General features: G+C 76.4%; 13 protein-coding genes. 4 read left to right on the top strand and 9 right to left on the bottom strand.

Going from position 1 to position 13964, the window contains the following annotated elements; translation table 11 throughout:
* Positions 1 to 141: 141 nt before the first annotated feature.
* Genes U5M74_RS08080 through U5M74_RS08070 form a run of 3 tightly spaced genes read right to left on the bottom strand, consistent with a single transcriptional unit; the run spans position 142 to position 2352 of the window.
* Entirely contained in the window at positions 142 to 567 is a 426-nt protein-coding gene (locus U5M74_RS08080) for a DUF3040 domain-containing protein (protein WP_410907881.1), read from the bottom strand.
* 28 nt (positions 568 to 595) lie between these two features.
* Positions 596 to 1867: a DNA polymerase IV gene (locus U5M74_RS08075; protein WP_410907879.1), complete on the bottom strand. Its 1272-nt coding sequence runs from the start codon at positions 1865 to 1867 to the stop codon at positions 596 to 598.
* A complete protein-coding gene (locus tag U5M74_RS08070; RefSeq protein WP_084818271.1) occupies positions 1864 to 2352 on the bottom strand; it encodes an SAV_6107 family HEPN domain-containing protein in 489 nt (162 codons plus the stop codon). The genes U5M74_RS08075 and U5M74_RS08070 overlap by 4 nt, the downstream gene beginning before the upstream one ends.
* A 189-nt stretch (positions 2353 to 2541) precedes the next feature.
* On the opposite strand from U5M74_RS08070, the gene U5M74_RS08065 reads away from it, so the two are divergent.
* Positions 2542 to 3405, top strand: a complete 864-nt coding sequence (locus tag U5M74_RS08065) for a spermidine synthase (RefSeq protein WP_410907877.1) — start codon at positions 2542 to 2544, stop codon at positions 3403 to 3405.
* A gap of 70 nt (positions 3406 to 3475) precedes the next feature.
* Here U5M74_RS08065 and U5M74_RS08060 read toward each other — a convergent pair whose 3' ends face one another.
* Positions 3476 to 3673, bottom strand: a complete 198-nt coding sequence (locus U5M74_RS08060) for a cold shock domain-containing protein (protein WP_410907988.1) — start codon at positions 3671 to 3673, stop codon at positions 3476 to 3478.
* Positions 3670 to 4623 (bottom strand): proteasome assembly chaperone family protein, encoded by a 954-nt coding sequence (locus U5M74_RS08055; protein ID WP_410907875.1) that lies wholly within the window; start codon positions 4621 to 4623, stop codon positions 3670 to 3672. Before U5M74_RS08055 ends, U5M74_RS08060 begins: the two co-directional genes overlap by 4 nt.
* Before the next feature lie 175 nt (positions 4624 to 4798).
* Here U5M74_RS08055 and U5M74_RS08050 point away from each other — a divergent pair, with 175 nt between their 5' ends.
* Together U5M74_RS08050 and serA are read left to right on the top strand one after the other, a co-directional pair.
* Entirely contained in the window at positions 4799 to 7084 is a 2286-nt protein-coding gene (locus U5M74_RS08050; RefSeq protein ID WP_410907873.1) for a HelD family protein, read from the top strand.
* Between the two features lie 43 nt (positions 7085 to 7127).
* Entirely contained in the window at positions 7128 to 8369 is a 1242-nt protein-coding gene (gene serA / locus U5M74_RS08045; RefSeq protein ID WP_410907871.1) for a phosphoglycerate dehydrogenase, read from the top strand.
* A gap of 169 nt (positions 8370 to 8538) precedes the next feature.
* Here the strand turns inward: serA and nrdR are convergent, their stop codons facing one another.
* Both nrdR and U5M74_RS08035 read right to left on the bottom strand, forming a co-directional pair.
* Positions 8539 to 9090, bottom strand: coding sequence for a transcriptional regulator NrdR (gene nrdR / locus U5M74_RS08040; protein WP_410907869.1), 552 nt, complete (start codon positions 9088 to 9090; stop codon positions 8539 to 8541).
* Between the two features lie 119 nt (positions 9091 to 9209).
* On the bottom strand, positions 9210 to 9635 hold the full coding sequence (locus tag U5M74_RS08035; protein ID WP_410907867.1) for a LysM peptidoglycan-binding domain-containing protein: 426 nt from the start codon (positions 9633 to 9635) through the stop codon (positions 9210 to 9212).
* Between the two features lie 243 nt (positions 9636 to 9878).
* Between U5M74_RS08035 and lexA the strand changes: the two genes are divergently transcribed.
* Entirely contained in the window at positions 9879 to 10646 is a 768-nt protein-coding gene (lexA, locus tag U5M74_RS08030) for a transcriptional repressor LexA (protein ID WP_410907865.1), read from the top strand.
* A gap of 55 nt (positions 10647 to 10701) precedes the next feature.
* On the opposite strand, the gene U5M74_RS08025 is transcribed toward lexA, so the two are convergent.
* Both U5M74_RS08025 and U5M74_RS08020 read right to left on the bottom strand, forming a co-directional pair.
* A complete protein-coding gene (locus tag U5M74_RS08025) occupies positions 10702 to 11691 on the bottom strand; it encodes an L-lactate dehydrogenase (RefSeq protein ID WP_410907863.1) in 990 nt (329 codons plus the stop codon).
* Positions 11692 to 11732: 41 nt separating this feature from the next.
* Entirely contained in the window at positions 11733 to 13811 is a 2079-nt protein-coding gene (locus tag U5M74_RS08020; protein ID WP_410907861.1) for an ATP-dependent DNA helicase, read from the bottom strand.
* Between the last annotated feature and the right edge of the window lie 153 nt (positions 13812 to 13964).

Below are 13964 nucleotides of genomic sequence, written 5' to 3'. Positions count from 1 at the left end.
CGCCGCCGGGTGCGGTGACCGGGAACACCGCGGGCAGGCGCCCGCCGGCGCCCGGCCACGGTCGGCCGCCGTCCCGCGGACGACGACGATCCCGCGGCCTCGAGGGCGCGCGGGATCGTCGTGAGGTGCTGTCGTGGGGGCTCAGCGCTGGCCGCGCCGGCGCTCCCAGCGTTCCTCGAGACGGGCGATGAACCCGTCCTTGCTGGCGGTGGTGGTGCGGTTCGGGCCCCGGCCGCCGCCCTTCCTGCCCTGCGGTCGCCGGTCGACGCTGCCGTCGGGACGGACCGTGCCCTGCGGGCCCTTCGAGCGTGGCGCGGCGGCGAAGGCCCAGGCGACTGCGGCGAACATCACGACGAAGCCGACGACGCCGACGACCGTGTGCCCGGTCGCCGCGCCCAGGACGAGCACGAGCAGACCGACCGCGAGGCCGACCCCTGCAACGACGTAGCGCACGACGGGACGGCGACGTCCCGTCTGCTGGAAGGTGGTGGCGAGCCGGGGATCGTCGCTGGTGAGCGCGCGCTCCATCTGCTCCAGGACGCGCTGCTCGTACTCGGAAAGAGGCATCGAGACCCCCCGATCGGTGGGTGGAGTACTACCGAGACCAGGATAGGCCCGCCGCGTCAGGCTCGGTAGTCGGACGGGGCGCGGCTCGCGCGCCGAGGCTGATGGACCCGCTCCCGAAGCGCTGCCGCACCGCGTCGAGCGCCAGCTCGGCCTCCCGCCGGGCCTCGCCGCGGGGCGAGGCGGCCTCCTCGAGGGTCGGCTGCTCGGCCAGGCCCGCCCGGGTCGAGAGGTTCTCCATGCGCACGCCGACGAGGCGCACCGGCAGGCCGCGCAGGTCGGCGGCGGCCAGCAGCTCGCGGGCGACCAGGTAGATCTCGCGGGCGACGTCGGTGGGGCCGCTCAGCGTCCGCGACCGGGTGAGCGTGCGGAAGTCGCTGGTGCGGACCTTGACCGCCACGGTGCGCCCCACGACGCCCTGGCCGCGCAGCCGGGCGGCCACCTTGTCCGCCAGCGCGAGGACGTGCTTCTCCACCGCGCGCAGGTCCCACAGGTCCTGGGCGAACGTGGTCTCCGCGCCGATGCTGCGCTCCTCCCGGCCCGGCACCACCGGCCGCGGGTCGCGACCCCAGGCCAGGTCGTGCAGGTGCGCGCCCGCGACCCTGCCCACGGCGGCCTGCAGCGTGGCGACGTCGGTGTCCGCGAGCTGTGCCACGGACGTGATGCCCCAGCGGGCGAGGGCCTGCTCCGTCTTCTCCCCCACCCCCCACAGGGCGCCGACCGGCAGCGTGCGCAGGAACGCGACGGTCGCGTCGGCGGGCACCAGCAGCATCCCGTCGGGCTTGGCGTGCGTGGACGCCAGCTTGGCCACGAACTTGTTCTGCGCGATCCCCACGGAGCAGGTGACGCCGTGGCGGGCCCGCACCTCCTCGCGCAGCCGTCCGCCGATGACCGTGGGCGCGCCGAGCCGACGCCGCGCGCCGCTGACGTCGAGGAACGCCTCGTCCACGCTCACCTGCTCCACGAGCGCCGTGATCCGGCCGAGCATCTCCATGATCGACCGCGACACGTCGTGGTAGAGCCGGTGGTCCGGCGGCACCACCACGGCCTGGGGGCACAGGCGCAGCGCCGAGGCCATCGACATCGCCGACCGGACGCCGAAGGCCCGGGCCTCGTACGTCGCGGCGAGCACCACGCCCCGCTCCCGGCCGCCGACGATGACCGGCAGCCCGCGCAGCTCCGGCCGCCGCGTGAGCTCGCACGAGGCGAAGAACGCGTCCATGTCGACGTGCATGATCGAGGTGCCGCTCTCGTCGGCGCCCCAGTCCCGGTTCGCGGTCGCGGACCGCGGCGCTCGGCTCACGAGGCGGCCGAGGCCAGCCGCAGCGGGCGGGAGAACCCGGTGTCGGGGTCGACCACCATGGCGACCTCGTCGCGGAAGTCCTCCGCGCACGCCGCGAGCTCGTCGGCGCGCTGGGGCGCGACCCGCTCGCCGTGGCCGGCGTCCACCGCGGCGCGCAGGCGCGCGCCCGAGGCGAAGTACACCGACCAGGCCGCGAGCTGCGGCTCCACCAGGGCCAGCATCTCCCAGACGGTGCGGGCGCCGGACCGCGGCCCCGGGCGCCCGCGCAGGGCGACGACGGCGGCCGCGCTGCGCAGCGCGGCGAGGTGCGCGTGGAGGAACCGGTCGGCCGGGTCGGACGCCTCCGCCGCCTCGGCCAGCTCCGCGTCGGCGATGCTCAGCAGGCGCTTCACCTCGGCCGGCACGGCCCGCGGGCCCGCGCCCGCCCGGGCGACCGCCTCCGGCGCACCCGCCGCGCCGCGGCGTGCCGTGTGCTCCTGGGTCATCGCAGACCTCCCGTCCGAGCGCTCCTGCGCCCCTCCAGTGTCGAACACGTGTTCGAAGCCTGTCAATCCGTGCTGCACCGCCCGCCGGGACGGCTCGTCGGGGAGACTGGGCGCATGGCCCGCCGCAGCACTCGCTCCTCGCGACGCAGCCCATCGTCCCCCGAGCCACCGACACTGCCGTCCGGACCCGTGCCGATCGACACCGGCACCGCCGAGCTGGAGCGCGACCCGGACCACGCGGGCCGCACCACGCTGCTCGTCAACGGCGTGCCCAGCTCGTTCCTCGACCTGGACGACCCCGGGTTCCTCGCGTTCGAGTACATGCAGCAGATGGACGCCGTGAGCGAGCTCCTCCCGGACGGCGGCCTGCGGGCGCTGCACCTCGGGGCGGCGGGCTGCGCCCTCGCCCGCCGGTGGGACGCCGAGCGGCCCGGCTCGCGCCAGCTCGGCGTGGACGTCGACGCCCGCCTGCTCGAGCTGGTCCGGCAGTGGTTCGACCTGCCGCGCTCCCCGCGGCTGCGCCTGCGCGCCGACGACGCGGGGCACGCCGTGCGCACCCTCGCCGACGCCTCCTACGACGTCGTCGTGCGGGACGTGTTCGCCGGCGACAGCACGCCGGCCCACCTCGTCGGCCCCCGCTTCGCCCGCGACGTCGCCCGCGTGCTGCGGCCCGGCGGCCTCTACCTCGCGAACTGCGTCGACCGCCCGCCGCTGGTCACCGTCCGCCGCGAGCTCGCGACGCTCGCCGCGGCGTTCGCCGGGCCCGCGGGGCGCGAGGACGCCGACGCCGTCGCGGCCGGGCGCCTCGCCGCCGTCACCGAGCCGGCGATCTTCAAGGGCCGCCGCTACGGCAACGTGGTCCTCGCGGCCGTGCGGCCCGGCGGCGAGGACGTGCCCGCGCCCGACCTCACCGCCCCGGTGCTCGCCCGCGCGCTGCGCAGCCTGCCCGTGCCGGCCCAGGTGCTCGCCGGCGACGAGCTGGCCCGGTTCGTGCGCGGGTTCACGCCGTTCGAGGACGACGACGCCGAGCAGGAGGCCGGGCTCGCGGGCTGAGGCGCGGGCCGCGGACGCAGCGAGGGCCGCGACCCCGTGGTCGCGGCCCTCGCCGTGGTCGGGCGGCCCGTCAGAGCGGGACGACCTGCTCCGCCTGCGGGCCCTTCGGCCCCTGCGTGATCTCGAACTCGACCCGCTGGGCCTCCTCGAGCGTGCGGTGTCCCTGCGTCTGGATCGCGGAGTAGTGCACGAAGACGTCGGCACCGCCGTCGTCCTGCGCGATGAAGCCCCCTCGCGGGTCGCGCGGGCCGTGCCCGCGCGGGCTCAGCCCTCGCCGTCCTGCTGCGCGAGGAACCGCTCGAACTCGGCGCCGAGCTCCTCGGCCGTCGGCAGGGGCGCCGCCTCCGCCAGCAGGGACTGGCGGCCCAGCGAGCGGGCGAAGCGGTCGTACTGCTCCTCGAGCGCCGTCACGACCGCCCGCACCTCGGGCGACTCCTCGAGCTGCTTCTCGACCTCGAGCGTCGCGTCGGCCGCCGCGGCGGCCATACGCCCGGTGGCGAGGTCGAGGCCCGTCGCGCGCTCCACGTGCTGCAGCGCGGCGACCGCGGCCGGCGTGTACCGGGACTGCGCCAGGTAGTGCGGCACGTGGACGACGTAGCCGAGCGCGTCGTGGCCCGCCTGACCCAGCCGGTACTCGAGCAGCGCCGCCATCGAGCCCGGCACCTTCACCGTGCCGAAGAACGAGGTGTAGTCCTCGGTCAGCCCGTCGCGGGTGGCGTGCGCCGTCAGCGTCAGGGGCCGCGTGTGCGGCACGCCCATGGGGATGCCGTGGAAGCCGACGGTCAGCGACACGCCGAACCGCTCGACCAGTCCCTTGACGGCCGCCACGACCCGCTCCCACTGCAGGTCCGGCTCGGCGCCGTGCAGCAGCAGGAAGCCGGTGCCCTCGGCGTCCCGGACGTGGTCGAGCGCCAGGAACGGCTCCTCGTAGTCGGTCCAGCGGTCGGCGTCGAAGGTCATCACGGCACGCTTGGAGCGGTAGTCGAGCAGCTGGTCGACGTCGAACGTCGCCAGCCGGGTCGTCTCCAGCTCGTCCACGAGGTGCGCCGCGGCGATCTCGCCGGTCGCGCCGGCGTCGACGAACCCGCGCAGGGCGTGCAGCATCACCGGCCCCGAGGCGCGCCCCGAGGCCGCCTGACCGGTCGACAGCCCGGTGCGGGCGTCGAGGGCCGCCACTGCCGCCTCGTCCACCTGCACGATGCTCTGCGGGTCCAGCACGTCCACTCCCTCCGTCGACGAGCGGCGCCGTGCCGCCCTGACTCACGTTCACAACCCCGGGCGGCCGGAGAACCTTCCCGGCGCCCGCTGGGCGGGACGGCTGACCGCGCCCCGCCGCGTCCGCCATAATGGTCGGCCGACCGACGCGACGGTCGCACGAGCGTGGGGAGGACACGTGGCGGGCAGGCACGACGAGCTGGCGCACGAGCAGGACGTCGTCGACACGCTCTACGGCCGGCTGGACGAGCTGCGCCGGCGGGCACGACGCCGCCTGGGCGACGTGCGCCGCGCGGGGCCGTCGGGGTCGCCGCAGAACCGGTCCGAGCGCGACGCGTTCGCCACGCTCTACGAGGACCGCGCCGCCCAGCTCGACGCCGTCGAGGACCGGCTGGCGTTCGGCCGCCTCGACCTCGAGGACGGCGCGGCGCGGTACGTGGGGCGCATCGGGCTGGCCGACGACGAGCAGCGGTCGCTGCTCACGGACTGGCGCGCCCCCGCCGCCGAGGCGTTCTACCGGGCCACCGCGCTCGAGCCCGCCGGCGTCCGGCGCCGCCGGCACCTGGTGACCGCCGGCCGGCGGGTGGTCGGCCTCGAGGACGAGCTGCTCGACCTCGACCACGTCGACCCCGAGAACGCGGCGTCGTTGTCCGGCGAGGGCGCGCTGCTCGCGGCGCTCGCCACCCGCCGCACCGGGCGGATGGGCGACATCGTCGCCACCATCCAGGCCGAGCAGGACCGCATCATCCGCTCCGGGCTCACCGGCGCGCTGGTCGTCCAGGGCGGCCCGGGCACGGGCAAGACGGCGGTCGCGCTGCACCGCGCCGCCTACCTGCTGTACGCGCACCGCCGCGTGCTGGAGCGCTCCGGCGTGCTGCTCGTGGGCCCGTCCCGGTCGTTCCTGCGCTACATCGACCAGGTGCTGCCCTCCCTCGGCGAGACCGGCGTCGTGTCCACCACGGTCGCCGAGATCCTGCCCGGGATCCGTGCCACGGCGGTCGACGACGGCGCCGTCGCCGAGATCAAGGGCCGGCTGCTGTGGGCGGACGCGATCCGGCGCGCCGTGCGGGCGCGCGAGCGCATCCCGGCGCGCGACGTGCGCTTCCGCCTCGACGGGCGCGACCTGACCGTCCGGCGGCGCGACGTGCGCGAGGCCATCTCCCGCGCCCGCCGCACGCACAAGCCGCACAACGAGGCCCGCGCGGCCTTCGTGCGCGACATGCTGTCGCGCCTCGCCGACCAGTACGCCCGCGTCGACGGCGGCGAGCTGACCCCCGAGGACCGCGCGGTGGTGCTCGAGGACCTGCGCTCCCACCGGGACGTGCGCGTGGCCCTGAACCTGGCGTGGTTCCCCATCACCCCCGAGAAGCTCGTGGCGGACCTCTTCGCCAAGCCGCACCGGCTCGCCGAGGCCGCCCCGGAGCTCACGGAGGCCGAGCGCGCCCTGCTGCGCCGCGACCCCGGCGCGCCGTGGACCGAGTCCGACGTGCCGCTGCTCGACGAGGCCGCCGAGCTGCTCGGCGAGGACGACACCCTCGTGAAGGCCGAGGCGCGGGCCCGCGCGGCCGAGCGCGCCGCCGAGCTCGAGTACGCGCGGTCGGTGCTCGAGTCGACCGGCGCGGGCGGCGGGCTCGTCGACGCCGAGACCCTGGCCGCGCGGTTCGAGTCGGGCGGGCCGGTGCTCACCACCGCCGAGCGGGCCGCCGCGGACCGGTCGTGGACCTACGGCCACGTCGTGGTCGACGAGGCGCAGGAGCTGTCGCTCATGGCCTGGCGCATGCTGGTGCGCCGGGTGCCGACGCGCTCGATGACGATCGTGGGCGACGTCGCGCAGACCTCCTCGGCCGCCGGGGCCCGGTCGTGGTCGGCCGCGCTGACGCCCGTGCTGCGCGACGGCTGGCGCCTGGAGGAGCTGACCGTCAGCTACCGCACGCCGGCGGAGGTGGCCGACACCGCCCAGCGCGTCGCCAAGGCGGCCGGGCTGCCCGTGTCGCCGCTGACGGCCGCGCGCGAGCTGCCGGACGCCCTGGTCGCCGTGCCGGTCGGCGCCAGGGCCGGCGACGGCGACGGCGACGACGACGCCGTGGTGGCCGCCGTCGTGGCGCAGGTGGCGGGCCTCGCCCGTCAGTTCGTCGGGACGGACGGCGCCGGGCGCGTCGCCGTCGTGGCGGCCGACCGCCGCGCCGGGGCCCTGCGCGACGCCGTCGTGCGTGCCCTGCCCGGCGCGCTCGGCGAGGCCGAGGCCGCCCGCCTGGCCGCGCAGCGGCCCGAGGACGCCCAGGTCCCCGTGCTGACGCCGCGCGAGACGAAGGGCTTGGAGTTCGACGCCGTGGTGCTGGTCGAGCCGGCGGAGGTGGCCGAGGGCCCGGGCGGCTGGTCCGACCTGTACGTCGCCATGACCCGGCCCACCCAGCGCCTGGCGGTGGTCCACGCCCGCCCGCTGCCGGACGGCTTCGCGGGCTGAGACGGGTTTGTCGCCGCAGGTGCCCAGGGCGCACCATGAGGGCGTGCTGCGTGCCCTTCTCCTCGAGAACGTCCACCCTGTCGCCACCGAGATCCTGCGCGCCTCGGGCTTCGAGGTCGAGACCCGACCCGGAGCCCTCGACGAGGCCGAGCTGATCGAGGCGCTCGACGGCGTCCACGTGCTCGGCATCCGCTCCAAGACCATGGTGACCCGCAAGGTCCTGGAGAGCTCTCCGCACCTGCTCGCGGTGGGCACGTTCTCGATCGGCACCAACCAGATCGACCTGGCCGCGGCGTCCTCGTACGGCGTCGGCGTGTTCAACGCGCCCTACTCGAACACCCGGTCGGTCGTGGAGCTCGCGCTCGCCGAGGTCATCGCGCTGACCCGCCGGCTCACCGTCCGCGACAAGGCGCTGCACGACGGCGTCTGGGACAAGACGGCGGAGGGCGCGCACGAGGTGCGCGGGCGCACGCTCGGCATCATCGGCTACGGCAACATCGGCTCCCAGCTGTCCGTGCTCGCCGAGAACCTCGGCATGCGCGTGCTGTTCTACGACGTCTCGGAGAAGCTGGCGCTCGGCAACGCCCAGCGCGTCGCCACGCTCGACGAGCTGCTGGAGCGGTCGGACGCCGTGACGATCCACGTGGACGGGCGCGCCGGGAACGCCGGCCTGTTCGGCGCCGAGGAGTTCGCCCGCATGAAGCCGGGCGCCGTGTTCCTCAACCTCTCGCGCGGCTTCGTCGTCGACGTCGAGGCGCTGCGGGAGAACATCCTGGCCGGCCACCTCGGCGGCGCCGCCGTCGACGTCTTCCCCAGCGAGCCCAAGAAGCGCGGCGACAGCTTCGACTCCGAGCTGCGCGGCCTGCCGAACGTCATCCTCACGCCGCACGTCGGCGGCTCCACCGAGGAGGCGCAGGAGGCCATCGGCGAGTTCGTCGCCGGCAAGCTGCGCGACTACCTGCAGACCGGCTCCACCATGCTCAGCGTGAACCTGCCGAACCTGCAGCTCGGCCGCACCGGCGTGGGGCGCATCGCGCACCTGCACCGCAACGTCCCCGGCGTCCTCGCCGCCGTCAACCAGGTGTTCGCCGAGCACGGCGCCAACATCGAGGGCCAGATGCTCGCCACGCGGGGCGAGATCGGCTACGTGGTCACCGACATCGCCGACGTCACCGAGCGCGGCGCGTCCGTCAAGCTCCAGGCGATGGAGAGCACGATCCGCCTGCGCGTCCTCGACGAGCTGCCGCGCGACGAGTACGGCCCGGGACCCGCCGCGGGCCTCTGACGCCCCCGGCGGCCGCCCCACCGGGGCGTCCCGCCGCACCGTCCGCGGAGCACGCCCGCAGCACGGAGCCCGGCCGGGTGCACCCGGCCGGGCTCTGGTGCCTCGGGGGGAGGCGTCGCGCGTGGTCGCCCCGTCCCGGGGAGCAGCGGGCCGTCGCGGCCCGGCCGCCTCAGCCGCGGGCGTCGGCGTGGAGCTCGCCGGCGGCGTCGCCCGCCCCGCCCTGGGTGCCCGCGGCGCCCGCGTCCGGGCCGCCGTCCTGGGCCCGCTCGCGCTCGGCGCGCTCGGCGCGCAGGGACGTGATGGCGCTCTCGAAGTCCTCCAGCGACTCGAACGCCTGGTAGACGCTCGCGAACCGCAGGTACGCGACCTCGTCGAGCTCGCGCAGCGGCCCGAGGATCGCGAGGCCGATCTCGTAGGCGTCGATCTCCGCGCTGCCCGCCTGGCGGAGCGTCTCCTCGACCTTCTGGGCCAGCAGCGCGAGGTCGTCCTCGCTCACCGGCCGGCCCTGGCACGCCTTGCGGACGCCGGAGACGATCTTGTCCCGGCTGAACGGCTCCGTGGCGCCGGAGCGCTTGACGACCGACAGGCTGGCGCTCTCGATGGTGGTGAAGCGCCGCCCACAGCTGGGGCACTGGCGGCGGCGGCGGATCGACGCGCCGTCGTCGGCCGTGCGCGAGTCGACCACGCGCGAGTCGGGGTGGCGGCAGAACGGGCAGTGCATCCCGGCAGACTACCGGAGCGCCGCCCGCGGAACCGGGAGGTTCCGGCCGCCCGAGCGGGCCGGCCGCGCACGGTCACCCGTGCTCGGCCGCAGGACAGGACGGCCTCGGCCCGCGGGCGTCAGGCGACGGGCACCAGGATGGTCTGCCCGACCTGCAGCGCGGCGCTGCCCAGCTCGTTGAGCTCGCGCAGGTCCGCCACGACGTCGCGCACGTCCTCGCGCGGCCCGGCGATCTCCTGCGCGAAGTCCCACAGGGTCTCCCCCGGCGCCACGGTGTGCACGCGGACCTCGACGGGCTCGCCCGGGCTGCTCGCCATCGCCTGCGCCCCGAGGCTCACCAGCGGGGCGCAGACCAGCGCCGCGAGGAACGCGGTGACGACGCGCCCGCGCCCCGTGAGGCGCAGCCCGCCCAGGCCGAGCAGACCGTGCGGGGCCGAGGACGACCGCGCGACGGCGGGCGCGGGACGGGCGGCGGGAGCGGCGAGCGTGGCGGCCACGGTGACCTCCGGGTGTCGTGGTGAGCGGACAAGGAAAGTGCTGGTCATCGAGTTGCGCTCGAACGGGCGTTCGTTCGAACAGCCGTTCGTTCGAACGCCTGTAGCATCGCACGAGCCACCGACATTGTCGAGACTCGCGTCGAACACGTGTTTGATCCGGCGCCCGCGCTGCCCTAGAGTGGGCGTACGACCAGCACGAACGGTCGGGTCAGCACGAGCGCGTCGCCGGGGCCGGAGGCTCCGCCGGCGACGGCGCGGCCACGCGGGCCGGCCACGACGACGGGAGAGGTCATGACGGGTCGCACGACCGGCACGGGCGGCGACGCCGCCTCCGCCATCGCGACGGTGAGCGAGCTGCCGGCAGCGGGCACGGCCGACCGCCTCACGCCGCGCCAGCGCCGCGTCCTCGAGACGATCCGCACGTCGGTCGAGACGCGCGGCTACCCCCCGACCATGCGCGAGATCGGCGAGGCCGTCGGCCTGGCCAGCCCGTCGTCGGTCAAGCACCAGCTCACGTCGCTCGAGCGCAAGGGCTACCTGCGGCGCGACCCGAACCGGCCCCGTGCCATCGAGGTCGTCGACCCGCTCGACCAGCCGCAGGACGGCGGCGAGGCGGGCACGGGCACCGCGGCGCCCACGCCGCTGGTGGCCCAGCTGCCGGGCGCCGACGACGAGCTCGTCGCCGCGCCGTCGTACGTCCCGGTCGTCGGCCGGATCGCCGCCGGCGGCCCGATCCTCGCCGAGCAGCTCGTCGAGGACGTCTTCCCGCTCCCCCGCCAGCTCGTGGGCGACGGCGAGCTGTTCCTGCTCAAGGTCCAGGGCGACTCGATGGTCGACGCGGCGATCTGCGACGGGGACTGGGTGGTCGTGCGCCGCCAGCCCGTCGCGGAGAACGGCGAGGTCGTCGCGGCGATGCTCGACGGCGAGGCCACGGTCAAGACCTTCAAGCGCGAGCGCGGGCACCTGTGGCTGCTGCCGCAGAACCCGGCCTACGCCCCGATCCCCGGTGACGAGGCGCAGGTGCTGGGCCGCGTCGTGGCGGTGCTCCGCAGCCTCTGACGGCGCGGCGGGCGGTGGCCGGCGGCAGAGGCCCGGCCGGGAGCCGGACCGCGGGTCAGAGGCCGAGCCGCCGCTGCACCGCCCGCATGCTGTCGGCGGACGCCCGCAGGCCGGCGACCTCGGCGTCCGACAGCGGCACGTCGAGCACCTGGGCGACGCCGCGCCGGCCGACCACCGCGGGCAGGGAGAGGCACACGTCCTCGATGCCGTGGTACCCGTCGAGCCGCGAGGAGACCGTCAGCACGCGCTGCTCGTCCTTGAGGACGGCCTCGATGATCCGCGTGGCGGCCAGCCCGACGGCGTAGTTCGTCGCCCCCTTGCCGGCGATGATCCGGTAGGCCGACTGCACGACGTCCTCGGCGATCCGGTCCCGGGCCGCGGCGTCGAGCGGCGCGCGCCCCGGCAGCGGCTGCCAGTCGAGCAGCGGCACGCCGCCGACCGTGGCGGAGCTCCACAGGGCGATCTCCGAGTCGCCGTGCTCACCCGCGACGTACGCGTGCACGTTGCCCACCGCCACGCCGCAGTGCGCCGCCAGCGCCGCGCGCAGCCGCGAGGAGTCCAGCACGGTGCCGGAGCCGAACACGCGCCCGGCGGGCAGGTCCAGGATCCGCTGGGCGGCGTAGGTGACGACGTCGACGGGGTTGGTGACCATGATGTAGACCGCGTCCGGCGCCACGTCGACCAGCCCGGGCAGGATGCCGCGGACGAGGCCGACCGTGGCCTCCGCCAGGTCGGTGCGGGTCTGCCCCGGTTTCTGCCGGGCCCCGGCGGTCACGACCACCACGTCGGCGCCCCGGCACACCTCGACGTCGTCGGAGCCGTCGATCTGCGCGGGCGGGATGAACATCGCCCCGTGCCGCAGGTCGAGCACCTCGGCCTCGACCTTCTGCCGGTTGACGTCGAGCAGGGCCACGGAGCGCGCGGTGCCGCGCATGAGCGCCGCGTACGCGAGGGTGGAGCCCACCGCGCCGGCGCCCACGACGGCGAGCTTGGTAGCGCTGCGGCCGGGGACGGTGCCGGGCGCGATGTCGTCGGGCAGGGTCACGGTGTCCTCCTCGGAGCGGGTCCGGCGTCGCCGCCCCCAGGCTAGGTGTCGAGCCTGCTCAGCGCAGCGCGGACCACCGCCGGGTCGGAGGTCGGCCAGAAGCTCGGCATGGAGCGCGCGAGGAAGGTCCCGTACCGTGCGGTGGCCAGGCGCGGGTCGAGCACCGCCACCACGCCCCGGTCCTCGGCGCTGCGCACGAGGCGCCCGGCGCCCTGCGCCAGCAGCAGCGCGGCGTGCGTCGCGGCCACCTGCATGAACCCGTTGCCGCCCGCCTGCTCCACGGCGCGCGCCCGCGCGGAGCGCACCGGGTCGTCGGGCCGCGGGAACGGGATGCGGTCGATCAGCACGAGCTGGCAGCTGGGGCCCGGCACGTCCACGCCCTGCCACAGGGAGAGCGTGCCGAACAGGCACGTGCGCGGGTCCTCCGCGAACCGCCGCACGAGGCTGGGCAGCTGGTCGTCGCCCTGCACGAGCACGGGCACGTCGAGGCGCTCGCGCATCGCCTCCGCGGCGGCGACGGCGGCGCGCCGGGACGAGAAGAGGCCCAGCGTGCGCCCGCCGGCCGCCTCGATCAGCCCGGCGATCTCGTCGAGCTGCGCGTCGGTCGTGGGCTCGCGCCCCGGGGCCGGCAGGTGGCGCGCGACGTACAGGATGCCCTGGCGCGCGTAGTCGAACGGGCTGCCGACGTCGACCCCGGCCCAGTCACCCTTCGCGTCGTCGCCCGTCGCGCGCCCGAGGCCGAGGGACCCGGCGACGGCGTCGAACCGGCCGCCCAGGGCGAGCGTGGCGGAGGTGAAGACGCCGGTCGCCTCGCCGAGCAGGGCGGTGCGGATGAGGCCCGCGACGCCGAGGGGCGCGGCGTGCAGCCGCGAGACGCCGTCGCCCCACGGCGAGCTCTCGTCGGGCCGCGAGCACCACAGCACGTCGGCGCTGGTGTCCTCGGCGGCCATGCGCTCGGCCACCTCGAACAGCTGCAGCACCGCCGACTGGGCCATCTTGTGCCCGGGGTCGGGCTGGGCCTGGGCCTGCGCGCCGCCCTCCGGCTTGAGGCGGCTGAGCAGCTCGCGCGCCGCGTCGCGCACGGCGCCGACGGCGGTGCGCAGGTCGTCCGGCAGGCCCTGCGGGAACCGCTCCGCCGGCACGGTGGCGAGCAGCGAGCCGAGCGTCTGGGCGGCCGCGTCGAGCGCCGACGTCTCCGTGCCGCCGTGCCGGCGGGCCAGCCGCGCGGCGTGCTCGACGCTCGTGAGGGACAGGTCGACGGTGGCCGCCGCCGTCACGCGGTCGGCGAGCTCGTGCGCCTCGTCCACCACGACGACGTCGTGCTCCGGCAGCACGTTGGGGTTGCCGGACACGGCGATGCCGAGCATCGCGTGGTTGGTGACGACGACGTCGGCCTCGCGGGCCGCCGCGCGCGCCCGCTCCGGGAAGCACTGCTCGAGCAGCGGGCAGCGCTGGCCCAGGCACTCCAGCGAGGTCACGGACACCTGCCGCCAGGCCCGGTCCGGCACGCCGGGCACGAGGTCGTCCCGGTCGCCCGACTCCGTCTCCTGGGCCCAGGCGTGCAGGCGGCGCACCTGGTCGGCCAGCGTGGCGGGCGCGTCCCCGCGCCCGGGGCCGGCGGACGACGCCGCGGGGTGCTCGGCGGCGCCCGCGGCCTCGCCCGGCAGGTCGAACAGCACCGACTCCTCGACGGGATAGCCGCCGCCCACCTTGTGCAGGCACAGGTAGTTGTGCCAGCCCTTGAGCAGGGCCACCTTCGGGGGGCGCGGCAGCTGCGGCGCGACCGCCTCCGCGACGAGCGGCAGGTCGCGCGTGATCACCTGGCGCTGGAGCGCCAGGGTGGCCGTGGACACCACGACGCGCTCGCCCTCGACCACGGCGTGCCGCACCGCGGGCACGAGGTACCCGAGCGACTTGCCGGTGCCCGTCCCGGCCTGCACGAGCAGGTGCCGGCCGGAGGCGATCGACCGCTCCACCTCCAGCGCCATCCGGTGCTGGCCGTCGCGCCGGCCGCCGCCCAGGCGGCCGACGGCGAGGTCGAGCAGCGCCTCGACGTCGGGCACCGCCGCGCCCTCGGCCGGTGCGTCCTCGACCTCGGCCCCGCGCGCGCTCGTGCTCACCGGTCGATCCTACGGTGGCGGTCCGACCCCGCCGGCGGCCCTGTGGACGCCGCGGGCGCCGCGCCCGCTCCGCCGCCGGGCCCGGGACGCACGACGGCCCCGCACCCGGCGAGAGCCGGGCACGGGGCCGTGCGAGCGGTCGGCGGCAGCGCG

The organism is Puerhibacterium sp. TATVAM-FAB25 (assembly GCF_046535855.1).
GTDB classification, from domain to species: Bacteria; Actinomycetota; Actinomycetes; order Actinomycetales; family Cellulomonadaceae; genus Puerhibacterium; species Puerhibacterium variabilis_A.
The sequence above is the reverse complement of the archived record's forward strand: the minus strand, read 5'-3'. Positions and strand labels throughout refer to the sequence as shown.

Bases quoted from the DNA above. Each gene is read 5' to 3' on its own strand.
- U5M74_RS08080 (WP_410907881.1), bottom strand. From the start codon at position 567: ATGCCTCTTTCCGAGTACGAGCAGCGCGTCCTGGAGCAGATGGAGCGC.
- U5M74_RS08070 (WP_084818271.1), bottom strand. From the start codon at position 2,352: ATGACCCAGGAGCACACGGCACGCCGCGGCGCGGCGGGTGCGCCGGAG.
- nrdR (WP_410907869.1), bottom strand. From the start codon at position 9,090: ATGCACTGCCCGTTCTGCCGCCACCCCGACTCGCGCGTGGTCGACTCG.
- U5M74_RS08035 (WP_410907867.1), bottom strand. From the start codon at position 9,635: ATGACCAGCACTTTCCTTGTCCGCTCACCACGACACCCGGAGGTCACC.
- lexA (WP_410907865.1), top strand. From the start codon at position 9,879: ATGACGGGTCGCACGACCGGCACGGGCGGCGACGCCGCCTCCGCCATC.